General features: G+C 61.9%; 21 protein-coding genes. 7 read left to right on the top strand and 14 right to left on the bottom strand.

Going from position 1 to position 23,799, the window contains the following annotated elements; all coding sequences use genetic code 11:
• Positions 1 to 169 precede the first annotated feature (169 nt).
• Positions 170 to 1,003 (bottom strand): 3',5'-nucleoside bisphosphate phosphatase, encoded by an 834-nt coding sequence (locus CSQ95_RS07145; RefSeq protein ID WP_099408976.1) that lies wholly within the window; start codon positions 1,001 to 1,003, stop codon positions 170 to 172.
• A 90-nt stretch (positions 1,004 to 1,093) separates the two neighbouring features.
• The gene (locus CSQ95_RS07140; RefSeq protein WP_099409002.1) at positions 1,094 to 1,969 is read right to left on the bottom strand and encodes an alpha/beta fold hydrolase; all 876 of its coding nucleotides are present in this window, start codon (positions 1,967 to 1,969) and stop codon (positions 1,094 to 1,096) included.
• 219 nt (positions 1,970 to 2,188) lie between these two features.
• On the opposite strand from CSQ95_RS07140, the gene CSQ95_RS07135 reads away from it, so the two are divergent.
• From CSQ95_RS07135 to CSQ95_RS07115, 5 genes are all read left to right on the top strand, one after another.
• Complete coding sequence (locus tag CSQ95_RS07135; RefSeq protein WP_070291789.1) at positions 2,189 to 2,713, top strand: gamma carbonic anhydrase family protein; 525 nt, start codon at positions 2,189 to 2,191, stop codon at positions 2,711 to 2,713.
• Between the two features lie 4 nt (positions 2,714 to 2,717).
• Entirely contained in the window at positions 2,718 to 3,698 is a 981-nt protein-coding gene (gene hslO, locus CSQ95_RS07130; protein ID WP_099408975.1) for an Hsp33 family molecular chaperone HslO, read from the top strand.
• Positions 3,699 to 3,849: 151 nt separating this feature from the next.
• Positions 3,850 to 6,264 (top strand): TonB-dependent receptor, encoded by a 2,415-nt coding sequence (locus CSQ95_RS07125; RefSeq protein WP_257217973.1) that lies wholly within the window; start codon positions 3,850 to 3,852, stop codon positions 6,262 to 6,264.
• Entirely contained in the window at positions 6,264 to 7,394 is a 1,131-nt protein-coding gene (locus CSQ95_RS07120) for a glycerophosphodiester phosphodiesterase (RefSeq protein ID WP_099408973.1), read from the top strand. The genes CSQ95_RS07125 and CSQ95_RS07120 overlap by 1 nt, the downstream gene beginning before the upstream one ends.
• 152 nt (positions 7,395 to 7,546) lie before the next feature.
• Positions 7,547 to 7,828, top strand: a complete 282-nt coding sequence (locus CSQ95_RS07115; RefSeq protein WP_058049567.1) for a hypothetical protein — start codon at positions 7,547 to 7,549, stop codon at positions 7,826 to 7,828.
• 239 nt (positions 7,829 to 8,067) lie between these two features.
• On the opposite strand, the gene ftsB is transcribed toward CSQ95_RS07115, so the two are convergent.
• From ftsB to CSQ95_RS07100, 3 genes are all read right to left on the bottom strand, one after another.
• Positions 8,068 to 8,391, bottom strand: coding sequence for a cell division protein FtsB (ftsB, locus tag CSQ95_RS07110; RefSeq protein ID WP_035821182.1), 324 nt, complete (start codon positions 8,389 to 8,391; stop codon positions 8,068 to 8,070).
• Between the two features lie 61 nt (positions 8,392 to 8,452).
• On the bottom strand, positions 8,453 to 9,736 hold the full coding sequence (gene eno, locus CSQ95_RS07105; protein ID WP_070221437.1) for a phosphopyruvate hydratase: 1,284 nt from the start codon (positions 9,734 to 9,736) through the stop codon (positions 8,453 to 8,455).
• Between the two features lie 140 nt (positions 9,737 to 9,876).
• Positions 9,877 to 11,529 carry a CTP synthase gene (locus CSQ95_RS07100; RefSeq protein ID WP_099408972.1) on the bottom strand — a complete coding sequence of 551 codons (1,653 nt, stop codon included), beginning with the start codon at positions 11,527 to 11,529 and terminating at the stop codon, positions 9,877 to 9,879.
• A gap of 246 nt (positions 11,530 to 11,775) precedes the next feature.
• Between CSQ95_RS07100 and CSQ95_RS07095 the strand changes: the two genes are divergently transcribed.
• Positions 11,776 to 12,183 carry a PRC-barrel domain-containing protein gene (locus CSQ95_RS07095; RefSeq protein WP_070291784.1) on the top strand — a complete coding sequence of 136 codons (408 nt, stop codon included), beginning with the start codon at positions 11,776 to 11,778 and terminating at the stop codon, positions 12,181 to 12,183.
• A 31-nt stretch (positions 12,184 to 12,214) separates the two neighbouring features.
• Here the strand turns inward: CSQ95_RS07095 and CSQ95_RS07090 are convergent, their stop codons facing one another.
• The 5 genes from CSQ95_RS07090 to CSQ95_RS07070 all read right to left on the bottom strand — a co-directional run bounded on the left by CSQ95_RS07090 (position 12,215) and on the right by CSQ95_RS07070 (position 17,525).
• The gene (locus CSQ95_RS07090) at positions 12,215 to 14,470 is read right to left on the bottom strand and encodes a TonB-dependent receptor domain-containing protein (RefSeq protein ID WP_099408971.1); all 2,256 of its coding nucleotides are present in this window, start codon (positions 14,468 to 14,470) and stop codon (positions 12,215 to 12,217) included.
• A 50-nt stretch (positions 14,471 to 14,520) separates the two neighbouring features.
• On the bottom strand, positions 14,521 to 15,294 hold the full coding sequence (locus tag CSQ95_RS07085) for an energy transducer TonB (protein ID WP_143449914.1): 774 nt from the start codon (positions 15,292 to 15,294) through the stop codon (positions 14,521 to 14,523).
• Positions 15,291 to 15,716 carry a TonB system transport protein ExbD gene (gene exbD, locus CSQ95_RS07080; protein ID WP_099408969.1) on the bottom strand — a complete coding sequence of 142 codons (426 nt, stop codon included), beginning with the start codon at positions 15,714 to 15,716 and terminating at the stop codon, positions 15,291 to 15,293. Before exbD ends, CSQ95_RS07085 begins: the two co-directional genes overlap by 4 nt.
• A gap of 3 nt (positions 15,717 to 15,719) precedes the next feature.
• The gene (gene exbB / locus CSQ95_RS07075; protein WP_099408968.1) at positions 15,720 to 16,475 is read right to left on the bottom strand and encodes a tonB-system energizer ExbB; all 756 of its coding nucleotides are present in this window, start codon (positions 16,473 to 16,475) and stop codon (positions 15,720 to 15,722) included.
• 141 nt (positions 16,476 to 16,616) lie between these two features.
• Positions 16,617 to 17,525, bottom strand: a complete 909-nt coding sequence (locus tag CSQ95_RS07070) for a ChaN family lipoprotein (protein ID WP_070310987.1) — start codon at positions 17,523 to 17,525, stop codon at positions 16,617 to 16,619.
• A gap of 188 nt (positions 17,526 to 17,713) precedes the next feature.
• Between CSQ95_RS07070 and CSQ95_RS07065 the strand changes: the two genes are divergently transcribed.
• Positions 17,714 to 19,123 (top strand): FAD-binding oxidoreductase, encoded by a 1,410-nt coding sequence (locus tag CSQ95_RS07065; protein ID WP_257217972.1) that lies wholly within the window; start codon positions 17,714 to 17,716, stop codon positions 19,121 to 19,123.
• A gap of 85 nt (positions 19,124 to 19,208) precedes the next feature.
• Here the strand turns inward: CSQ95_RS07065 and CSQ95_RS07060 are convergent, their stop codons facing one another.
• From CSQ95_RS07060 to CSQ95_RS07045, 4 genes are all read right to left on the bottom strand, one after another.
• Complete coding sequence (locus tag CSQ95_RS07060; protein ID WP_257217971.1) at positions 19,209 to 19,682, bottom strand: GNAT family N-acetyltransferase; 474 nt, start codon at positions 19,680 to 19,682, stop codon at positions 19,209 to 19,211.
• 39 nt (positions 19,683 to 19,721) lie between these two features.
• Positions 19,722 to 22,877, bottom strand: a complete 3,156-nt coding sequence (locus CSQ95_RS07055; protein ID WP_099408967.1) for an error-prone DNA polymerase — start codon at positions 22,875 to 22,877, stop codon at positions 19,722 to 19,724.
• Between the two features lie 165 nt (positions 22,878 to 23,042).
• The gene (locus CSQ95_RS07050) at positions 23,043 to 23,393 is read right to left on the bottom strand and encodes a transcriptional regulator (RefSeq protein WP_070291776.1); all 351 of its coding nucleotides are present in this window, start codon (positions 23,391 to 23,393) and stop codon (positions 23,043 to 23,045) included.
• On the bottom strand, positions 23,390 to 23,755 hold the full coding sequence (locus tag CSQ95_RS07045) for a DUF6516 family protein (protein ID WP_099408966.1): 366 nt from the start codon (positions 23,753 to 23,755) through the stop codon (positions 23,390 to 23,392). The genes CSQ95_RS07050 and CSQ95_RS07045 overlap by 4 nt, the downstream gene beginning before the upstream one ends.
• Positions 23,756 to 23,799 lie beyond the last annotated feature (44 nt).

The raw sequence follows: 23,799 nt of genomic DNA, 5'->3' as shown, positions 1-23,799 counted from the left end.
ACGAACAGGCGCATTTTCAAGCAGCTATGGCGATACGCCAGCGCATCGGCAGCCAGGAAAATCGTCGCGAGCGGCAGTGATTTGTGGCCGAGAAGCGCAGCTGTACTTGAGTACAGCGAGCATCGCCGGCCGCAAAGCGCGCCGCGCAGCAGATTTGCCTGGCTGCAAGCTAGAACCAGTCGTGCCAGATCGGGGTCACGTTGGCAGGCAACGGCGGCAACATGGCAAAATCCACGCGCGATTCGCCCGGCGCATGGAAATCCGTGCCGCGCGAGGCGAGGAAGCCGTAGGCATTGGCCAGCTGCGCATATTCCGGATACTGGTCCGGACTGTGGCTGCCCGTGACGACTTCGATGGCCACGCCGCCGAGTTGCTTGAATTCATCGAACAGCACGCCTTGCGCCATGTCGCTGAAGCGGTAGCGGCCCGGATGGGCGATGACGGCCACGCCGCCCGCCCCGCGTATCCAGCCCACGGCTTCGGCCAGGGTGGCCCAGCGGTGCTCGACATAACCCGGCTTGCCTTCCGACAGGTATTTCTTGAACACGTCAGGGATATTCGCGCATTTGCCCGTTTCCACGATGTAGCGGGCAAAGTGCGTGCGCGACATCAGGTCCGGGTTGCCGACGAATTTCAAGGCCCCTTCATAGGCGTCGGGGATGCCAGCCAGGTCCAGCTGGCGGGCGATTTCCCGGCCGCGCGCATCGCGTCCCGAACGCGTCTGGTGCAAGCCCTGCACGAGGCCCGGGTTGTTTTCATCGACTTGCAAGCCCACGATGTGCACGGTTTCGCCGGCCCACGTGATCGAGATTTCCACGCCGGCCACGAAACGCATGCCCAGGTCCAGCGCGGCCGTGCGCGCGGCGGCGACGCCCGATACTTCATCGTGGTCCGTCAGCGCCCACACATCGACGCCCGCCTTGCGCGCGTGCGCAGCCACGGCGGCCGGTGACAGCACGCCGTCGGAGATATTCGAATGACAATGCAGGTCGACTTTAAGCATGTGAAAACAATACCCTGCACGGGCTCAGCATGGAAGAAGTTTTCATTGTACGCTGCTTGTCAAATCGCGCTGCGGCGTTCCAGACACACATCAGGCCAAAAATGCTTCCACCAGCCGCGCCAATGCCGCCGGTTGATCATGATGCAGCATGTGGCCCGCGTCCGCCATCATCTCGCAGCGCACATCCTTGATGCAGGCCAAACGCCGGTCGATCTCGATGCGCGCCTGTTCCTTGGGCCCCATCCATTGCCACATATTCGTGTCATCAGCCTCCACCCACAGCACGGGGGCCGTGATGCGGCGCCAGCAGGCCATCACTTCTTCCACCTGGTACAGGATGGGGTTGACGCGCTTGTGCTGCGGGTCGCCCAGAATGTCCCATTCGCCCGCTTCGTTCTGCGCCGACCAGTGTTCAGCCAGGAAGGCCGCGCGGTCGTCCGGCAGGCGCGGATTGGTCTTTTGCAGGCGCTCGGCCACGGCGCGCTGCGAAGGATAGCTGCGCATGGCGGGCGGCTCGCGCAATTCGGCTAGCCACTTGGCGTAGCGGCCCGGCGCCTGCTCCGGCTGCGTTGCCATCATGCCGAAGCCTTCCAGGTTGATGAAGCGGCTGATGCGTTCGGGCCGCACGCCCGCGTACAGGCCGGCCACGTTGGCGCCCATGCTGTGACCGAGCAGATTGACGGGTGCTTCCGGCGAATAGTGCAGCAGCATGGCGTCCAGGTCGGCCAGGTAGTCGGGGAACCAGTAGGTATCGGACTGCGTGTAGTCGCTCAGGCCAAAGCCGCGCCAGTCGGGGGCGATCACGTGCCAGTCGCCTTGCAACTCGTCGACGACGAACTGGAACGAGGCGGCCACGTCCATCCAGCCGTGCACCATGAACAGGATGGGCGCGCCTTCGCGGCCCCAGTGGCGCACATGCGTGCGGGCGCCGCGGATGTTGATGAATTCGGAACGGGAAAGTTTCATGGGTTTCATCTGATTGCCTGCCTTGAAAGTGGCGCAGATGGCGCCACATGCTGTGTCTGTAGATAGTGCGCATATAAAAGTACGACCGTTCGATAATTATACCGGATTGGCGGTCGGCGGCAGGACTTGTCCTGCAACAGCGTAAAATAGCGTACGCAACACAGTAAAACTTTCGCGTCCGGCCCTGCCCGGCGCTTCCACCACCGCCACAGGCTGACGATGACACTCTACCAATTGGGCGCCGATGCGCCGCAGATTGATGCTTCCGCTTTTGTTGCCGACACGGCCAACGTGATCGGCAAGGTGACCCTGGAAGCGAATACGTCCGTATGGTTCGGCGCCACGATTCGCGGCGACAACGAACGCATCACCGTGGGCGCCAACAGCAATGTGCAGGAAGGCGCCGTGCTGCATACGGACCCGGGCTACCCGCTGGACATCGGCCGGAACGTGACCATTGGCCACCAGGCAATGTTGCATGGATGCACGATCGGCGATGGCGCCCTGATCGGCATCCAGGCCGTGATCCTGAACGGCGCGAAGATCGGCAAAAACTGCCTGGTCGGCGCGGGCGCGCTGGTCACGGAAGGCAAGGAATTTCCCGACAATATGCTGATCATCGGCTCACCGGCGAAAGCCGTGCGGGCCCTGACGGCAGACGATATCACCAGGCTACAAGGCAACGCCGTGAACTATGTGCAGCGCGGCCAGCTATTTAATACGCAACTCAAGAAGATTGGATAAGAGAATGACGACTGAAACCACGGGCGCCGTCAGCGCAGCCGTTAGCGGCCAGGATACCCTGCAAAAATTTATTTTCGACAATGCCGCCGTGCGCGGCCAGTTCATCGACGTATCGACCACCTGGCAGGAAGTGGTGTCGCGCCACGCCTACCCCACGGCCGTGAAGAAAGTGCTGGGCGAAATGGTGGCCGCCGCCGCCCTGCTGTCGGCCAACCTGAAATTCAACGGCTCCATCATCATGCAAATCCACGGTGACGGTCCCGTGCGCCTGATGGTGGTCGAATGCGATTCCGACCTTCGCCTGCGCGCCACGGCCAAGCTGGACCCGGACGCCGCCATTCCCGACGTGGCCACGGTGCCGCAATTGCTCAACGCCACGGGCAAGGGCCGCTTCATCATCACCCTGGACCCGGCCGACAAGGTGCCTGGCCAGCAACCGTACCAGGGCATCGTGCCGCTGGACGGCGACGACATGGCCACCGTGATCGAAAACTACATGTTGCGTTCGGAACAGCTCGACACCCGTCTGTGGCTGGCCACGGACGACACCGTCTCGCGCGGCCTGCTGCTGCAAAAGCTGCCGCACCATGGCGGCAAGGCCGAGGCGACGCCCGTGTCGGAAGAAGATGCGCTCGACACGTGGAACCGCGCCGTGATGCTGGCGTCGACCCTGAAAGAGACGGAAATCCTGTCGACGGACATCGATACCCTGATGCAACGCTTGTTCTGGGAAGAGACGATCCGCGTCTTCGACCCGCTGCACCCGAGCTTCCATTGCAGCTGCACGCGCGAAAAAGTGGGCAATATGCTCAAGATGCTGGGCGAGGAAGAAGTCAACAGCACCCTGGAAGAAGTGGGGCAAGTGGGCGTGAACTGCGATTTCTGCGGCCAGCATTACGAATTCGACAAGGTCGATTGCGCGCAGCTGTTCATCACCGATGCGCCGGCCGAGGTCTTGATTCCGCCAGCCGCCAGCATCAACTAAGCATTACAGTTTCGCAATGAATCTGCCGCGCCGCCCTTGAGGCGGCGCAATTGTTTCCACTGTCATCGTTCCGTCATCAGTTCGTCATCAGCCCGTCACGCGCCGCCGTTACGCTGCGCAGCTTGTATTACTTCCCACTCTCCACAGGCTGATGATGACCACCCACTTGACGCTGGCCCTGCGCCGCCATTCCTTCCACGTTTTGCTGGGCGCCTGCGCCGCGGGCTTCTCCCTGCCGGCGCTGGCGCAAACGGCCGTGGCCGCCGCCGTGGCATCCGCCACTACCGACATGGCAGCCGCTGCCGCCCCGGCTGCCGACGACAACGCACCGATGGCCACCGTGGAGATTTCCTCGCGCAAGACGCGCTCCTCGGTTTCCCTGAGCAAGAATGAAATCCAGAAAGTCCTGCCCGGCACGAATCCCCTGAAAGCCCTGCAAACCTTGCCAGGCGTCAGCTTCCAGACGGCCGATCCTTGGGGCAACAACGAGCAAAACCTGTCGCTGTTCGTGCATGGCTTTTCCGGTCAGCAACTCGGCTACACCATGGATGGCGTGCCGCTGGGCGACCAGCAGTACGGCAACTACAACGGCCTGTCGCCGCAGCGCGCCGTCATCAGCGAAAACGTGCGCAGCGTCGTGCTGTCCTCGGGTGCGGGCGACCTGGCGACGGCCTCGACCAGCAACCTGGGCGGCACCATCGAGACGTATTCCAGCGATCCGCTGGCCACGCAAGGCGCCAGCGTGCAGCAAACGGTGGGCAGCCACCGCACCTCGCGCACATTTGCCCGCTACGACACGGGCGTTTTCGGCGACGGCAGCAGCGCCTATTTTTCCATCCTGCACCACGAAGCGCGCGCCTGGGATTTCGATGCGCGCCAGGGCGGCGACCAGTTCAATGCCAAATACGTCAACCGCAGCGAGGCGGGCAAGCTGACCCTGTTCTTCAATTACTCGGACAAGATCGAGCCGAACGAAGACAGCACCGTGCACGTGGCAGGCGAAACGAGCGCACCGTACACGCGCCCCTTCCTGTACCCCGACTTCAAGGCGGCCCTGAATTACCTGTCGCCCACGGGCGCGACGCCTGCCGCCGACGGCAACAATTACCGCAATTACTACAGCGATGCGCAGCGCACCGATTACCTGGCCTACGCCAAGTTCGACGCAAACTTGTCCGAAGGCATGACATGGTCCAACCAGGTGTATTACCACAAGGATGACGGCGCCGGCGTGGTGGCCGGCCCCATCGGCGTGGCCGGCTTGCCGGGCCTGTTCAGCGTGTACTACCCGAAACAGAACCTGAAACAGGTGTTCGGCAACTCGGGCTACGCCGTGCGCACCACGGAATACGACATCAAGCGCGGCGGCTTCATTTCCACCCTGCGCAAGGAGCTCGGCGAGCACCAGCTGGAAGCGGGCCTGTGGCTGGAACAGAACCGCTCGTCCGCCTACCGCCGCTGGTATGCGCTGGACGTCAACAACCCCACCTCGCCGTATGACCGCCCCAGCAATCCCTTGATCACGCAGTACGGCAGCGAGATCGACAACAAGGTGGTGCAGCTGCATTTGCAGGATGAATGGCGCATCCGCCCCGATATCGCCCTGCAGGCCGGCTTCAAGTCCAGCCTGCAGTTTGCCGACGGTCAATTCCCCGTGCAGCCAGCGCTGGGCGCCATCGCGGGCGGCTCGACGGCCTTGCCGGTCGGCACCATCAACACGAAAAAATGGTTCCTGCCGCAAGTGGGCGCGCGCTGGGACTTCACGCCGCAAGACCAGCTGTACTTCAATATCCAGAAAAACATGCGCCAGTTCGTCACCTACGGCGGCGGCGGCGCCTCGCCATGGAGCTTGTCGAGCCAGGCCGCGTTTGATTTGTTCAAGCGCGACGCCAAGCCGGAAACGGCGCTCACCTATGAAGTGGGCGTGCGCGGCAGCCATCCGCTGAACCTGGGTGCCATCACGGCCATCGATGGCCAGGTCAATGTATATCACGTCGACTTCAGCAACCGTTTGCTGCAGATCAGCCCCACGCCCGTGATTTCGTCCATCATCGGCGGCAACCCCGTGCTGGCCAACGTGGGCAGCGTGCGCACGGACGGCATCGATATCGCGGGCACCGTGCACTTTGGTAACAATTTTTCGTTCTACAATGCCCTGTCGTACAACCGCTCGCAGTACGCGGACAATTACAACAATGGCGCCGCGCTGGTCTTGACCGCTGGCAAGAACGTGCCCGGCTCGCCGGAATGGCTGAACAAGTTCGTGGCTTCGGCCACGTTTGGCGATATCGAAGTGCAACTGACGGGAGACTATGTGGGCAAGCGCTACGCGACGTACACCAACGATTTGTCCGTCCCCAGCTATTTCCTGATGGGCCTGGGCGTGTCGGGCAAGCTGCCGGCCATGGCCGGCTGGCTGAAAAACCCGCGCTGGCGCGTGAACGTCAGCAACCTGGCCAACCGCGAAGGATCGCTGAACGTGGTCGTGGGCGCGGCCGACAAGACGTACAACACCTTCCCGATTGCCCCACGCCAGGGCTTCCTGACCTTGACGGCGGACTTCTGATGCGCTCACCCATCCTCCCGCAACGGCACTTTTCGCGCCGCAACTTCGTCCAGGCGGCCGTGGGCGGCCTGGCCCTGGCGGCAGCACCGGGCTTTGCCGCCGGCCTGCTGGCCACGCCCCCGAGCCGTCCGCTCGTGTTCGCCCACCGGGGCGCCAGCGCCCTGCGCCCCGAGCATACCTTGGCGTCGTACGCCAAGGCCATCCTCGATGGCGCCGACTACGTCGAGCCGGACCTGGTGGCCACGCGCGACGGCATCCTCGTGGCGCGCCACGAAAGCAATTTGATCGACACCACCGACGTGGCGCGCCGGCCCGAGTTTGCCAGCCGGCGCGGCAAGAAGATGGTCGATGGCGAATGGCACGAAGGCTGGTTCGTCGACGACTTCACCCTGGCGGAACTGAAAACCCTGCGCGCCATCGAACGCTTGCCCAAAGTACGCACAGGCAACACCTTGTACGATGGACAATTCCAGATCCCCACATGGGAAGAAATCATCGATTTTGTTGCAGCGCAATCTGCCGCCAGCGGCCGCGTCATCGGCCTCGTGCCGGAGCTGAAAAGCTCCACGTATTTCCGCGATGCGGGCCTGGCGCTGGAAGACCGTTTCCTGTCGACCATGCTGGCGCACGAATACACGCGCCGCGCGCCGATCGAGATCCAGTCCTTCGAAGTGGCAAATTTGAAGTACTTGCGCGAGAAGCTGGGACGGCGCGCCAACGTGCGCCTGATGCAGCTGGTGGTGGGCGGCGACGTGCGCCCGATGGATGTCGTCAAGGCGGGTGGAAAGCTGACGTTTGGACAAATGACCACGTCGGCAGGCTTGCGCGACATCGCCGCCTACGCGGACGTGGTGGCGCCGCCCACGCGTGGCGTCATCGCACTGGGCGCCGACCAGCGCCTGGCAAAACCCTCGTCCATCGTCGACGATGCGCACCAGGCGGGCTTGCTGCTGCACACGTGGACCTTCCGCCCGGAAAACCGTTTCCTGGCGGCCGACTTCCGCGATGGCAATGGCGAGAATGCGCGCAACGAAGCCGGTTCCGTGGCGGAAATGCGGCGTTACATCGAGACGGGACTGGACGGCTTTTTCAGCGACGATCCCGGTTTGGGACGCATCGCCGCCGGATAAACATTTGGTAACAAATTCTTTTTCAGGGCGTGGCCGGCGGCTACGCCCTTATTATTCGTTTCTTGAATTTCTGAAATTGGAATTTGAAATTAGACATATATCGCCAACTCCATTATTGTGCAATGCAACAACAGACCATTCATGGAGGGCATATGTCCACTTTTACCAACACCTACAGCAACGACAACGACAACTACTTCAGCAACCTGGGCCGCGCCACGCGCGCCTTCCTGGGCGCCCTGCTCGCTTCCAAGCCGTACAGCGAACTGGCGCAGAAGGAAGTCATCGCCACCGCGACGACCAGCGCCGACGACGAGCGCTATGTACGCCCAAGCAAGCGCGATTTCGCCCTGCTGAACTCGGAAGCGAACCGCTACGAAAAGCTGATGCCGAATCTGGCAGCCGAACTGCGTTTCCTCGCGTCGCGCGGCTAACTCAATACTCTGAAAGGATTTTTATATGATGTTTCTCGAAACCGCACTGATCGCCGTAGCCGTCGTCGTTACCGGCATCCATTTCTACCTGATCTCGACCGGCAAGGCCCGTTTCTGATCAGCAAGCAACAAGGCAGTCGTGTATAGCAGTAGAAAGTAAGAAGTACCAGGTACTAATACAGCTGTGATATGTCAGCCTGGCAATCGGTCCAGGCTGGCAAGCGGGAAATGTGTATGACTTAGTGCGGCGCGGCAGCGTCCACCGGTGTTTCCAGCAGTGGCGGGGTTTGTCCCTTGCGCACGATCTGCACGAAAATCTCATTCTGTTTGACCATACCCAGCTCATAGCGGGCACGCTCCTCGACGGCGCCCGTACCATCTTTCAGGTCGCGCACTTCGGATTCGAGCTTGGCGTTGCGCGCCTTCAATTCCATATTCTTTTTATTCGCCACCGCCACCTGGGCTTCCATGTCGGCAACGCGCAGCCAGCCGCCTTTACCCAGCCAGAGGGGAAATTGGATCAGCAGCAGCAGGGCTGCCAGGGCAAGCGTAATCAGGCGCATGGGGTAGTCGGTTAACAAACCGGCCGGATATCTCCGGCCGGCCAGTGGGTTTTACATCAGCTTACTTCAGATTATAGAACGCATCGCGGCCAGGGTAGCTGGCGATGTCGCCCAGGTCTTCCTCGATACGCAGCAGCTGGTTGTACTTGGCCATGCGGTCCGAACGCGACATCGAGCCGGTCTTGATCTGCAGGGCGTTCGTGGCAACGGCGATATCGGCGATGGTCGAATCTTCCGTTTCGCCCGAGCGGTGCGAAATGACGGCCGTGTAGCCGGCGCGCTTGGCCATTTCGATGGCGGCGAAGGTTTCCGTCAGCGTGCCGATCTGGTTGATCTTGATCAGGATCGAGTTGGCGATGCCTTTCGAGATGCCTTCTTTCAGGATCTTGGTGTTGGTGACATACAGGTCGTCGCCGACCAGCTGCACTTTCTTGCCCAGTTCCTGGGTGAGGATCGCCCAGCCGTCCCAGTCGCCTTCGTGCATCGCGTCTTCGATCGAGATGATCGGGTACTTGTCGCACCAGGTCGCCAGCAGGTTGGTGAACTCGGTGGCCGTCAGGCTCAGGCCTTCGCCTTCCATTTCGTACTTGCCGTTCTTGTAGAACTCGGACGCGGCGCAATCGAGGCCGATGGCGATCTGCGTGCCTGGCTCGTAGCCCGCTTCTTCGATGGCCTGGATGATCAGCTTGATGGCTTCTTCATGGTTGGCCAAGGATGGCGCGAAACCGCCTTCGTCGCCCACGTTGGTATTCAGGCCCTTCTTGTGCAGGATCTTTTTCAGCGTGTGGAACACTTCCGCGCCGTAGCGAACGGCTTCCTTGAACGATGGGGCGCCCACGGGAATGATCATGAATTCCTGGATGTCCAGGTTGTTGTCGGCGTGCGCGCCGCCGTTGATGACGTTCATCATCGGCACTGGCATCTGCATGGCGCCCGAACCGCCGAAATAGCGGTACAGCGGCAAGCCCGCTTCTTCGGCGGCAGCCTTGGCGACGGCCATCGAGACGGCCAGGATGGCGTTGGCGCCCAGGCGCGATTTGTTTTCCGTACCGTCCAGGTCGATCAGGGTACGGTCCAGGAAAGCCTGCTCATTGGCGTCCAGGCCCATGATGGCTTCGGAGATTTCGGTATTGATGTTTTCGCATGCTTGCAGCACACCCTTGCCGAAGTAGCGCTTGGCGTCGCCATCGCGCAATTCCACGGCTTCGCGCGAACCGGTCGAGGCACCCGACGGCACGGCCGCACGGCCCATCACGCCCGATTCCAGCAACACATCGCATTCGACGGTCGGGTTACCGCGCGAGTCCAGGATTTCGCGACCGATAATATCAACAATAGCACTCATGTCATTCTCCAAAGTTAAGCGTAACAGGGGCTGCACACTGCGTTCTGATGCGCAATTGCACAAAGGGGGCAAAGAAACTCCCGGCGGGAACCATCTGGCCGGGAGCTGTCTTACGGGTAATACTGTCGTAATCGACCGCGTTATTGCGCAGCGGCGTTGGCTTCTTTGTGCGCCAGCGCTGCCTTGATGAACGAGGTAAACAACGGATGGCCGGTGCGTGGCGTCGACTTGAACTCGGGATGGTATTGCACGCCCATATACCATGGGTGGGCATTTTCACCCGTGCGTGGCAATTCCATGATTTCGCACAAATCTTCGCTTGGCGTGCGGGCCGACACGATCAGGCCAGCCGCTTCGACACGGGCCAGGTAGTGATTATTGGCTTCGTAGCGATGGCGGTGACGCTCGGTCACCACGCTGCCGTAGATCTCGGCGGCGAGGGTGCCCGGATTGACGGCGCAGGTCTGCGCGCCCAGGCGCATGGTACCGCCCAGGTCCGAGTTTTCATCGCGCAACTCGACTTTACCATCGTGGTTTTGCCACTCATTGATCAGTGCAACAACAGGTTGATCCGTATCAAGGTCGAACTCGGTCGAATTCGCGTTCGGCATGCCTGCCTTGTTGCGCGCGTATTCGATCAGGGCCACTTGCATGCCCAGGCAGATGCCCAGGTAAGGGATCTTGTTTTCGCGGGCGAACTGGGCCGCCTTGATCTTGCCTTCCACGCCGCGCTTGCCGAAGCCGCCCGGTACCAGGATGGCATCGTACTTGCCCAGGTTGTCGCAACCCGTCGTTTCGATTTCTTCCGAATCGATGTACTCGATGTTGACGCGGCTTTCCGTGTGGATGCCGGCGTGGCGCAGCGCTTCGATCAGCGACTTGTACGACTCGGTCAGCTCGACATACTTGCCGACCATGCCGACGGTCACTTCCGCCTTCGGGTGCTCCATCGTGTAGATCAGCTTGCTCCAGATCGACAGGTCGGCCGGTGCGGGATCGAGATCCAGCGCATCGCAGATGATCTTGTCGAGGCCCTGGTCGTGCAGCATTTGCGGCACTTTGTAGATGGTGTCGACGTCCCACACGGAAATGACGGCGTCTTCCTCGATGTTCGAGAACAGCGAGATTTTCGCCCGCTCGTCTTCCGGGATGGCGCGGTCGGCGCGGCACAGCAAGGCGTTGGGCAAGATGCCGATTTCGCGCAGCTTTTGCACCGAGTGCTGGGTCGGCTTGGTCTTCAGTTCACCGGCCGAGGCGATGTAAGGCACCAGGGTCAGGTGGACGAAGGCCGTGTTCTTGCGGCCGGCGCGCAGGCTCAGCTGACGCGCCGCTTCCAGGAATGGCAACGATTCGATATCGCCGACGGTGCCGCCGATTTCGCACAGGGCCACGTCGTAGCCTTCGGCGCCACGGCGGATGTAGTCCTGGATTTCATTGGTGATATGCGGAATCACCTGCACGGTCTTGCCCAGATACTCGCCCCGGCGTTCCTTGCGGATCACCGATTCATAGATCTGGCCAGTGGTGAAGTTATTCACCTTTTTCATGCGGGTGGAGATGAAGCGCTCGTAGTGACCGAGGTCGAGGTCGGTTTCGGCCCCGTCGTCGGTGACGAATACTTCACCGTGTTGCATAGGGCTCATCGTGCCAGGATCGACGTTGATGTACGGGTCGAGCTTGAGCATGGTGACTTTAAGGCCGCGCGATTCGAGGATCGCGGCGAGGGAGGCGGCGGCAATCCCTTTTCCAAGGGAGGACACAACGCCACCAGTGACGAAGACAAATTTGGTCATTGCAGATGGTGCCGAACGGCACGTGCGGGAAATTGAAATTATACACTAAAGCCCGCCTGCGTCGCCCCCCGCGCGCGGAAATTTGCGCCAAATACCGACTATCCCTCCCCCTCCTGCTGTCTACGCACAACAAAATTACCCGATAGCAAGAATTGAAATATTTCCAATTCCATACTTTGTGTGGGCGAGCGAACAGACCCTGCCGCGCCCTGGCGGCAGACTGGGATTTTTCAACAGGAGGTCACCATGAGCTACGAAGAACGCGACGCCTACGGCATGTATGTCAACCGCGGCCACAAAGGCCCCGGCCCTGAACTGATGGGTGCCGACACCCTGATCGGCGACCATGTGCACAACGCCAAGGATGAACACCTGGGCGAAATCAAGGAAATCATGATCGACATGCGCAGCGGCAAGATCGCTTATGCCGTCATGTCGCACGGCGGTGTCTTCACCATCGGCGAAAAACTGTTCGCCGTGCCCTGGGAAGCGCTGCTGCTCGACACCGTCAACAAGCGCTTCACCCTGAACGTCGACAAGGAACGCATCGAAAACGCGCCCGGCTTCGATACCGATAACTGGCCGAACATGGCGGACAGCGCCTGGGCGACGTCGATCCATAGTTACTATGGCACCACTCCACGCGAGTATTAATTAACCCCTAAGCGGAGGGCTGGGGTACACCTTAAAACCGGTACTCCAGCCCCGCCACATACGTCCTGCCCCGCGCCGTGCTCAGCGGCGTGTTGTCCTGCGACTGCGACGGCATCGAGTTCAGGCGGTTCAGCGCTTCCGAAAAATCCTTGTTCATGGCGTTCTGCACGGACAGGCGCAGGAACAGGTTTTTCGACACCTGGTAACTCGCATACAAGTCGATCACGGCCGGTATCTTCGGATTGTCGGCCTTCAGCACTTCACCCGTTGCTTCATCGGTTTCGTTGTCCGGCGACAGGCGGCGGTTCGAACCCGTGTGCTTGAGGATCGCGCCCACTTCCAGTTTGTTATCCAGCAGGCGCGTGCCCACGTCGAGGTTGTAATACACGCTGGGCAGCTCGCTGATGTCGGCTGCGCCGAACCAGGCGCTGGCGATCGAGGTGGGCTGGCGCGTCGTTTCGCGCGTGTACGACAGGCGCGCATACGCCGGTCCCAGATGATATTGCGCTTCCAGTTCCCATCCGCGCGAATACACGGGCGTGGCCGAGTTGATGTAGATATACATATTGGTCATGTAGTCATCGACATTCTGCCAATCATTGGCAAGCACTTCCGCGATATTGCACTTGCGCCCGCGGTCGCACACGAGGAAGGACTGGCTGGTGATATAGCCATCGATCTTGCTCTTGAAATACAGCGCCTTGAAATTCAGCACATCATTCTTGCTCAGCAAGCCATGCAGGCTGGAATTGAAGCCCAGCTGATAGGTCGTCGCTTTCTCGCCCTTCAGAAACGGGTTCATCGAAGCCCCGCCGTCATTCGAGAAAAACACTTCCTGCGGATTCGGCCCGCGCATGGTGCGCTCGGCGCTGGCAAACGGCTGGAACCACGGCGTCACTTGCGCGGAAACGAGCAGCGAAGGGTTGATGCCGTGTTCTTTCAGCGCAATATTGCTCGCCCCCTGCGGGAAACACTGCACGCGCGGATCGCAGGCGGGCTTGTGGCCGGTCAAATCAAAGTGCGTGGTGTTCAGGCCCGCATTGACCTGAACCATGCCGCGGTTGTATTGCAGGCCCGCGTACAGACTGCTGATCTTTTGCACGCCCTCGGGGCCGAAGGTATTATTTTCAATCGATTGCTGGTTCGCATCCGGGTTGTCCGGATCGTCGACGAGGCTTTCCACGTGCTTGCTGTACTTGTTGCGCATCAGCTTGCCGCCCACCGTCACCAGCGCATCGCCGCCGGCCAGCTTGAAGCTGCTCGTGTTGTTGATGTCGATGGCATCGGCGCGGTTGGCCGCATTCGTGTTGATGAAATTGGTCAACGCTTCAGGCATATATTTCTGGTTACCACGGCTGCTGCTGGCCACCACATTGAGGTCGATCAATTCCGAAAACGGCGTGTAGTGATATTTGACGTAGTAGTCATTGCTGCGGATATCGCGGCGCGTAAACGTGCTGCGGTAGTCGCGCGCCGACAGCTCCAGGGCGTGGAAGTCGCTCAATGTGAGATCCAGCTTGAGCAGCTGCGACTTGGGCTTTTGCTTGTAATAGCGGTTGTAGCCGAAACCGAATTCCTCGCTGTTGACGCCTTTCGCATTCTTGTAGTTGTTGCCGATAACACTCGCGCTGGTGGCCGCCATAAAGCCTACGCTGCCGCCATCGAAGGCAGGGTTTTTCATGGCCACGGCCAGCATGGCGCTGCGCCCCACGCCGTTATTCCCTGTCGACATCTTCGTGCGCGCGCCCACCTTTTCGCCGGCGAAGACCACGTCATCGACGCCGATGGTGCGGAAGTTGGCGCTGCCGGCCAGTGCATTGACGCCGTCGCCGCCGACGACATTGCCGCGTGACACATCCACGCCGATAATGAAGTTCGGGTCGATCAGGGCGCCGAACTGGCTGCTGGGCACGCCGCCGTGCGACACGGACGACGGTGCGCTGCCATAGTAATTCTGGCTCACGCCATCGACCATCATGTTGACGCGCCCCAGGCCCGACAGGCCACGGATGTTGACGCTGACGGCGCCCTGCGCCGGATCGATCTGGGTAAACGTGCCCGGCATGCTGCGCACGATCTGGTCCACGGGTTGCAAGCGCGTGTCCGCGCCGCGCGCGCTGACGGCGCCCGGCTTTTCCAGCGCCTGCTGTTCCGCCGGAACCGTTTCACCCGATACATTCAGCGGCGAAAACACGACCTTGCCGTCGCTACTCTCTTGCGCCCATGCCTGCTGCGCCAGCAACGCCATGCAGACGCCCACGGCTCGTGTCATTGTCTTGATATGCATACACCCTCGATTTGTTATGGTTGGATTTTTAATGAATACAATCGGCATCCTCATGCCTTGTCCTGCCCTGGCTCCAGCTTGAACGAGACGGGCAAGGTGACGGTCACCGTGCCCTGGTGTAAGACCTTGTCGGGCGGCGCCGGCAGCGGCTGCGCGCGCTGCAGCACTTGCAGCGCTTCGCGGTCGAGCAGCACCGTGCCCGATGAAGTGACCAGTTCGCTGGCCAGCAGCTTGCCGTCGCGGTCCACCTGGAAGCGTACCCAGGCGGCGCCGGCCCGCTTGCGCTGGCGCGCGTCGCCCGGATAGCGTTTGAAATGGGCCAGATGGCTGAGCACCCGGCTTTGCCAGCTGGCGGGCGCTGCGCTGGCGGGCGGCGTGTCGCTGTCGAACGGCGCCGCCTGCGGACCGCGCACCGAACTTGGCGCCGGCGTGGCGCTGCTGCTGGCCTGCGCTTGCATGGACGCTTCCCTGGCGGCATCCTTGCCGGGATCTGGCGACGGACTGGCTTCTGCCTTCGCTTCTTTTTCGGCCGCGACGATTTTCGGCGCGGCGGCGCGCGCCAGCACGGGCAGCGCTTGCTGCCTGGTCGTACTCTTTTTCGGTTGGGCTGCGCTGGACGAGGCCGACTGGCGCGCCCCTGCCGCTGCTGCCTGTTGCGTCTCCGGCGACATCGCTTGCGCGGCAAATACGACCATCACGCTGGCGGGCGGCTGCGCGGGCGCGACGGCGACGGGCTGCCAGGCCGCACACAGCAGCAGCGACAGTGCGGTAGCCGCCACCAGCGACGTGGCGATGCCCCAGCTCAATACCGGACGGGGATTCACCCTTCCTCCCGGCCCACCAGGCCCACTTTCAGATAGCCGGCCTGGCGCAGGGCATCCATCACGCCCAGCACGTCTTCATACGCGGCTTGCTTGTCGGCCTGGAAAAACAGCGTGCGCTGGCGGTCGCCGCCCGTCTGTGCATCGAGCAGGCTGCCCAGCTGCCCGCGCGCCACGGGCGACTCGCCCAGGTACAGGCTGTGGTCGGCTTTCAGGGAAACGAACACCGGTTTTTCGGGGCGCGGCTCGGGCTTGGCCGTGGCGGCCGGCAAGTCGATCTTCAGGTCGACGGTGGCCAGCGGCGAGACCACCATGAAGATGATCAAGAGCACCAGCATCACGTCGATGAAGGGCGTGACATTGATCTCACTCAATTCCGGCATGTCGGCCGTGTCGTCGTCCTGCGATGGGAAAAGGCTGGCCATGGCTCAGGCCTGCTGGCGCACGTCGAGGTCGCGGCTCAGCATCAGCAGCACTTGCGCGGAAGCGGCCCGCAGCTGCGCCTTGTACTGATTGATGCCACGGCTCAAGACGTTGTAGATGACGACGGCGGGTATCGCCGCCACCAGGCCCAGCGCTGTCGCCAGCAAGGCTTCCGCGATACCGGGCGCGACGGTCGCCAGATTCGTGCTCTGGCTGACGGCGATGCCGATAAAGCTGTTCATGATGCCCCACACGGTGCCGAACAGGCCGACGAACGGCGCCACGGCGCCGATGCTGGCCAGTAAACCGATGCCTTGCGTCATGCTGCGTACCTTGTGCGCGATCAATTGCTCCTGGCGAAACCCGGCCCGCTCCTTCAGGGCCGCCGCCGGCGCGCTGGCATGCGACAGACTCAGTTCCTGCTGCACCTCGGCCAGCAGCTGCTGCGCCAGCGAATTGCTGCCTGCGCCCTCTACTTTGACGGCCGCGTCCGGCAAGGACGTTGCCGTCTTCAGCATGGCGACGGCTTGCGCCGCCGCGCGCCGCGCTTGCAGCAAGCTGGCACCCTTCACCAGCAAGACCACCCAGGTGGCCAGCGCGCCGAGCAGCAAGCCGATGAGCACGCTTTTGACGATCTGGTCGGCGGCGAAGAACATGCCCAGCGGCGACATATCGTGCGGTAAGGCGGACGCTTGCGCCGTGGCATGGAACAGGGAAAGAAACACGCCGCCGGCGGCGGCTTTGATACAGAGGATACGCATGGGAGCTTCAACAGGTAACAGGCATGGCTGCGCCAACGGCGCGCACGCGCATGCAAAAAAATCGGAAAAACTACCTGGCTGCTGCGAAGAAGCTTGCTGGGGAGGAGTGCCGGGCTGAACGCCCGGCGGAGTTACAACGAATTACTTGGCGCTGGCGACGGCGGGTGCCGCCACCGGCGTGTACCACACAAAATCCGCCTGCGGCGCCAGCACCGTGGCGCCCTGCTGCGCCAGTACCAGTACCAGCGGCGCGGGGCCGCCCGTCAAGTCCTGCACATGCAGCGGCACGCCCAGGTCCTTGTGCGCATGGTAGGCGCCGGCGATCAGCACGGCGGGCGGGGGCGCGGCCAGCAGGCGCTCGGCCATGCGGCGGTCGCGCTGCTGCTGCACCGACAGCATGGCGGCCAGGCGCGGCGCATCGATCTGGTTGTCGTGCATGACGCGGATGATATCTTTAAGTTTGTCATGCACCTTGCCATCGTTGGCCAGATTCGAATGCTTGCCCTGCACGGCCGGCTGGTCGACAAACAGTTGCTTGATTTCGCTGCGGTCCAGGTTGGCCGACCAGACGGGATACGGCGCGCGCATCACGGTCATGACCAGGTCGCCATATTGCGCCCACTTCCAGCTCGGCTGCCAGGCCAGCAGCTCGGCCACGTGTTCGGGGCGCACGACGGGGTCCGTCTGCAGCCACGGCTTGACCTTGTCCACCTTGGCTTGCTGGTCCGGGTTCAGCATTTCCAGCAACACGCTGCCTTGCGGGCGCTGCCCCTGCAATTGCAGCAACAGCCACTGCTCGATCCGGTGGTGGCTGAGCTGGTCATGCTGCTCGCCCACGATGACCCTCGGGGCGGCGGCCAGCTGGGCCAGCAATTGCTCGGCAGTCAAGCGCTGGCCGCTGCGCAGGTCGACGATCTCGCCCAGCTGGCGCACGTCTTGCACAGTAGCGGATGCCGCAGTCGTGGTACTCAGCGGAGCGACGCTGCTGCATGCGCTCAGCGCCAGCACGCAGACGGGCAGGACGGCGGCGAGGGACAGGGGGAATTTCATGGCATGGCCTTTCGGGTGGAAGCATGCATTGCAAAATAACTACTGGCGGGCATTTTAATGGAAATGATTCTCATTTACAACCAATGCACGGCGCGCCATGCGGATTTTTTTACAAGCGGCAAAAAATTAACTGGCGCTTCAGTGAAATCCCCGGACGCGGAGTAGAATAAAAAAAACGGAGGACTTGCGTGAATCAAACTGACCAGTTGGCGGTACTGAAAAAACCGCTGCCCGAATCTCTTGCTGCCGTACTTTCCCTGATCTTTGCCGACCGCTTTTCCATGACGCAAGCCATGCGTGAACACCATGGCCGCGACGAGTCGAGCTATCCCCCCATGCTGCCCGATGCCGTCATCTTCGCCCATTCCACCGAGGAAGTGGCGGCCGCCGTCAAGCTGTGCAGCGCGCACGACGTGCCCGTCATCGCCTACGGCAGCGGCACTTCGCTCGAAGGCCATGTGCTGGCACTGCATGGCGGCGTGACGATTGATCTGTCGCAAATGAATCACATGGTCGCCGTGCACAATGAAGACTTGACGGCCACCGTGCAGGCGGGCGTGACACGCAAGCAGTTGAACGAGGACATCCGCGACACGGGCCTGTTCTTCCCCATCGACCCGGGTGCGAATGCCTCGCTGGGCGGCATGGCGGCCACGCGCGCCTCGGGCACGAACGCCGTGCGTTACGGCACCATGCGCGAAAACGTGCTGGCCCTGACGGTAGTGACGGCCGATGGCCGCATCATCAAGACGGGGACCAGGGCGAAAAAATCGTCGGCCGGCTACGACCTGACGCGTTTATTTGTCGGCAGCGAAGGGACTCTGGGCATCATCACGGAAGTGACCGTGAAACTGTATCCGCTGCCGGAAGCGATCTCGGCGGCCGTGTGTTCGTTCCCCGGCACGGGCGAGGCCGTCAGCGCCGTGATCCAGACCATCCAGATGGGTATTCCCGTGGCCAGGGTCGAGTTTCTCGATGAAAATGGCGTCAAGGCCATCAATGCCTACGACAAGATGGCCTTGCCGGAAAAACCCTTGCTGCTGTTTGAATTCCACGGCACGCCAGCCAGTGTGGCCGAGCAGGCGCAGCTGGTGCAAGCCATCACGGCGGAGCACGGCGCCAGCGATTTCGAGTGGGCCAGCCGCCCCGAAGAGCGCTCGCGCCTGTGGGCCGCGCGCCACAACGCGTATTTCGCCCTGCTGCAGATGCGGCCGGGCAGCCGCGCCATTTCCACCGACTGCTGCGTGCCGATTTCGCGCCTGGCCGAATGCATCCTCGCCACCAAGGCCGATTGCGAGGCGCAGGGCCTCGTCTACGCCATCATCGGCCACGTGGGCGACGGCAATTTCCACGTGCAGATGCTGGTCGACCCCGACGACCCGGCCGACATCGCGCGCGCCGAAAAGGTCAACAGCGACATGGTCACGCGCGCCATCGGCATGGACGGCACGTGCACGGGCGAGCATGGCGTGGGCATGCACAAGATGGCTTTCCTGGTGGAAGAACATGGCGAGGGCGCCATCGACACCATGCGCGCCCTCAAGCACGCGCTCGACCCGAAGAACATCATGAATCCGGGGAAGATTGTCAGATGGTAGGTCGCTCCCTTCGGGATCGGCATTTTTCCCACTGGGAAAAATGCCCCCGCCGGGTACGACCCCAGTCCTTGCCGTTGGGTTATTTTTATAAATCCATGCGCATCGGCACGAAAGCGATGCCGCCCGTTTCCACCTTCGGCCCTGTGGCGACAAAGCCCAGGCTTTGATACAGGGGCAAGGCGTAGGCCGAGGAATTGACGGTAAACGCCGTCACGCCGCCCCTGGCCAGCGACGCGTCGCGGGCTGCCTGCCACAAACAGCGCGCCATGCCGCGCCGGTGCAGGGCGCGCGGCACGAACATGTGGAACAGATGCGTGTTGTCGCGCATGGCCACCACGCCGGCCAGTACGCCGTCGATATGCGCGAGCTGGTAGGCGTAATTGGGCAGCGACAGATAGCCTTCGATGGCGGGCTGGCGGCAGTTCTCGATGAACTTTTCCGCCCCCGCGCCGTCCGGGTGCAGGGTCAAAAAGGGCATCAAGTCGTCGATTAGGGCGACGATAGCGGGCGCGTCGGCGACCAGGGCGGGACGCAGTGTCGGTTCGGGTAATGTTGTCATATTCAAATAATGCCATGCCCTCCTCCCCGCCGGCAACTCTCAACAAAAATCGCGGCTGCTGGTCCGCAAGCGCCCCAGCAAATGCGACATATCGACCAGGTGCTTGGCCACCAGGTTGCGCACGATGCCCTCCCTTTGCCACACGCCATACACGCCCAGCAGCGGCGCGCTCAGCACTTCGCGCCGCTGGCTTTCCACCAGGTCGGGCCAGACGATGACGTTGACGGTGCCCGTCTCGTCTTCCAGGGTCATGAAGATCACCCCCTTGGCCGTGCCCGGACGCTGGCGCACGGTGACGATGCCGCAGGCGCGCGCCACTTGCCCGCTCGTGTACGTCATCAGTGTGGACGCCGGCATGAAGCGCTGTTCCAGCAATTGTTTGCGCAGCAGCGCCAGCGGATGGCGGCCCAGAGTAAGGCCTTGTGCACGGTAGTCGCTGACGATGCTCTCGCCTTCCGTCGGCGCGGCCAGCACGGGCAAATCTTCCTCTTGCGTGGTATCGCGCAGCAAGTCCCTGTCGGGCACGGCGCCGGCCGCCTGCCACAGGGCTTCGCGCCGGTGCCCGGCCAGCGCATGCAGCGCGTTGCCGGCAGCGAGCACCTGCAAGTCATGGCGGTCCAGGCCGCCACGCCGGGCCAGGTCGGCCACATCGACGAAGGCGGCGATGGCACGCGCATCCTCGATGCGCCGGGCGGCCTCCGCGCGCATGCCGAACAGGCTGTTCAAGCCCAGGCGCACGGCCGGTGCATCACGCTGCCCGCCCTGCCCTGCCGGCGCTTCCAGCGCCGCCTCCCAGCCGCTGACGGCCACGTCGACGGGCAGCACCTGCACGCCATGGCGGCGCGCATCCTGCACCAGTTGCGAGGGACTGTAAAAACCCATGGGCTGGCTGTTGAGCAAGGCGCACAGAAAGGCAGCCGGTTCGTGGCATTTCAGCCAGGAACTGGCGTAGGTCAGCAGCGCGAAACTGGCCGCGTGCGACTCGGGAAAGCCGTATTCGCCAAAGCCCTCGATCTGACTGAAGATGGCCTCCGCGAACTCCCGTTTATACGCATTTTTGACCATCGTTTCGACGATGCGTTCCTTGTAATTGTTCATGCCGCCCTTGCGTTTCCAGGCCGCCATGGCGCGCCGCAGCTCATCGGCCTCGCCGGGCGTGAAATCGGCCGCGATGATGGCCACCTGCATCACTTGCTCCTGGAAAATCGGGATGCCCAGGGTGCGCCCCAGCGCCTTGTCCAGGCCCTTCGGATACTCGACCGGCTCTTTCTGCTGGCGCCGCTGCAGATACGGATGCACCATGCCGCCCTGGATGGGCCCGGGGCGCACCAGCGCCACCTCGATGACGAGGTCGTAGAATTCTCGGGGCCGCAGCCGGGGCAGCATGCTCATCTGCGCGCGCGACTCGATCTGGAATACGCCGATGGTGTCCGCCTGGCACATCATGTCGTAGGTGGCGGGGTCTTCGGCGGGAATATCCTGCAGGCGAAATTCCTCGCCGCGCCGCCCACTGACCAGTTCCAGGGCGCGGCGCAGGGCCGACAGCATGCCCAGCGCCAGCACGTCGACCTTCATCAAGCCCAGTTCTTCCAGGTCGTTCTTGTCCCACTCGATGACGCTGCGTTCGGCCATGGTCGCGTTTTCAATCGGCACCAGGCGCGACAGCTTTTCCTGAGCGATGACAAAGCCGCCCGGATGCTGCGACAGATGGCGGGGAAAGCCCAGCAGCTGCTGCGCCAGGCCCGCCCACTGCTGCGACAATTCCGCTTCCGGGTCCAGCCCGCATTCGGCCAGGCGCTCCAGCAGATCGCGCTTGCCGTCGAACCAGCGATGCGCCTTGGCCACTTTTTCCACGATGACCAGATCGATTCCCAGCGCCCGCCCGCTGTCGCGCAAGGCACTCTTCGGCCGGTAGCTGATCACCACGGCGGCCAGCGCGGCCCGTTCGCGCCCATATTTTCCGTAGATATATTGAATCACCTCTTCGCGCCGCTGGTGCTCGAAATCGACGTCGATGTCGGGCGGCTCGTTGCGCTCGCGCGACATGAAGCGCCCGACCAGGCAATTGCCGCGCGCCGGGTCCACTTCCGTGATGTGCAGGCAATAGCAGACGGCCGAATTAGCGGCCGAACCCCGGCCCTGGCACAGGATGTTTTGCGAGCGCGCAAAGCGCACGATGTCGTAGACGGTCAAAAAATACGCTTCGTAGGAAAGATCCCGGATCAGCTCCAGCTCCTGCTCGATCTGTTCCTGCACGTTCGCCGGGATACCGAGCGGAAAGCGCAGGCGCGCGCCCGCATACGTTTCCTCGCGCAGATACGTCGCCGGCGTGTGGCCGTGCGGCACCAACTCGTCGGGATAGTCATAGCGCAAGCTGTCGAGGGAAAATGTGCACAGTTTGGCGATGCGCACGGTTTCCGCCAACGCTTGCGGCGGATACACATTGGCCAGGCGCAAGCGCGCGCGCAGATGCTGTTCCGCATTTTGCGCCAGCGCATAGCCGCACTCGCCCACGGGTTTGCCCAAGCGAATTGCGCACAGCGTGTCGAGCAGGGGCTTGCGCGACCGCACGTGCATGCACACATGGCCGACGGCCGCCACGGGCAAGCCCAGCGCCTGCGCCGCCTCCTGCACGGCGCTGCGATGGGCGTCATCCTGCGCCCGCTGCAGCAGGTTCAGGCCGATCCAGCTGCGCTCGCGGCCAAAGGTGGATACCATCCACTCTCCCTGCGCGCGCACGGTTTCCGCCTCGACCGCATAGCCGGGCAGCAAGATCATCAGACAGCCGGGCAAGCCCCGCAAATGGGCAAACTCCGCCGCAGGCGCGGTGAAATCATCGGACGTCAGCAGATAGCGCCCCTTGGCCGCCCGCGTGCGCGCCATGGTGATCAGTTCCGACAGATTGCCGTAACCATCGATATCGCGCACCAGGGCCAGCAGGGACGGCCCCGGACTGCCGTCGGCCTGCGTCAAATGAAAATGCGCGCCGATAATCAGGGGAAAACCGGCCCGTTTGGCCACCGCATGGGCGCGCACGACGCCGGCCAGCGAACACTCGTCCGTGATGGCCAGCGCCTTGTAACCAAGCTGCACTGCGCGCGCCACCAGCTCTTCCGCATGCGAGGCGCCATGCAGGAAGCTGAAATTGCTCAGGCAGTACAACTCAGCATACTCGGGTAAGACGGCGCCCCACATGATCTACCTCAATACTGTATATAAACACAGTATAATATACTCATCCTGAGTCAAGTAGCCGGTTTCAGCCGGATAGTGTTCATTTTGATGGGCGCACGGAGCGTCTGCCGGCCCGCGCTAGGCTTTGGCCTGTCGCATGACAGGCCACATTGATAGTCCGGCAAATCAGTTAGCAACTATGCGAAACTCCGTCGCTGTGGCTACGGGGCGAACTTGATTGCGCTCCCGTTTCAATTCCACGATGCCGTAATTGGACATTGTTTTCAATGTGCGCGACAGGTTGCTCGGTTTACGACCCGTTGTTTCAGCCAAGGCCGAGATGGATTCCGGTTGCGTTTCCAGAATCACGTGCAACAACGCCCGGTTTTCGTCGCTCAGGACTTCCGCCAGCGATTTGATCGAAGTGAACCAGACCTTGGGCTCATCCGCCTTCGGTTTATATATGCCGCGAGCGATGGCGAGCACGCGTTCGCGGATTTTCTCTTGCGGCATGATGCCAATAAAAATCGGTTTCATTGCTTTTTTATCTCCAGCAAAATGCGGTCCACGTCAGCAAAGAAATCATTGATGAGATGCTGCGCATCCTTGAATTCGTATGGCACTCCCTGATCTGACGGATGCCGGTGTTTATGGTCGAATGCCACGATACGTCCCGCATATTTGAATTTCTTTGGCGGCTTTACCATGTGCGCATTGTCGTAACCGAGGATGCGTTTGCCATACGGTTCGTGCAGCGTCAGCGAGTAGCGTATGCCGTGAGGAATCTCATCCGACACTTCCGTCCGCCTGGCTTCTATCTTGATCCAATAACCGCCATCCTGGTCGAGGATGGAACCATCCAGGTCCAGCAATGTGTCAATGGCAGGATCGGTCCTCATGCGGGAAGTATATCATCTGCTGATATGTCACTTCCACGAAAGCG

Source organism: Janthinobacterium sp. BJB304 (assembly GCF_002735765.1).
Lineage (GTDB): Bacteria > Pseudomonadota > Gammaproteobacteria > Burkholderiales > Burkholderiaceae_D > Janthinobacterium.
The sequence above is the reverse complement of the archived record's forward strand: the minus strand, read 5'-3'. Positions and strand labels throughout refer to the sequence as shown.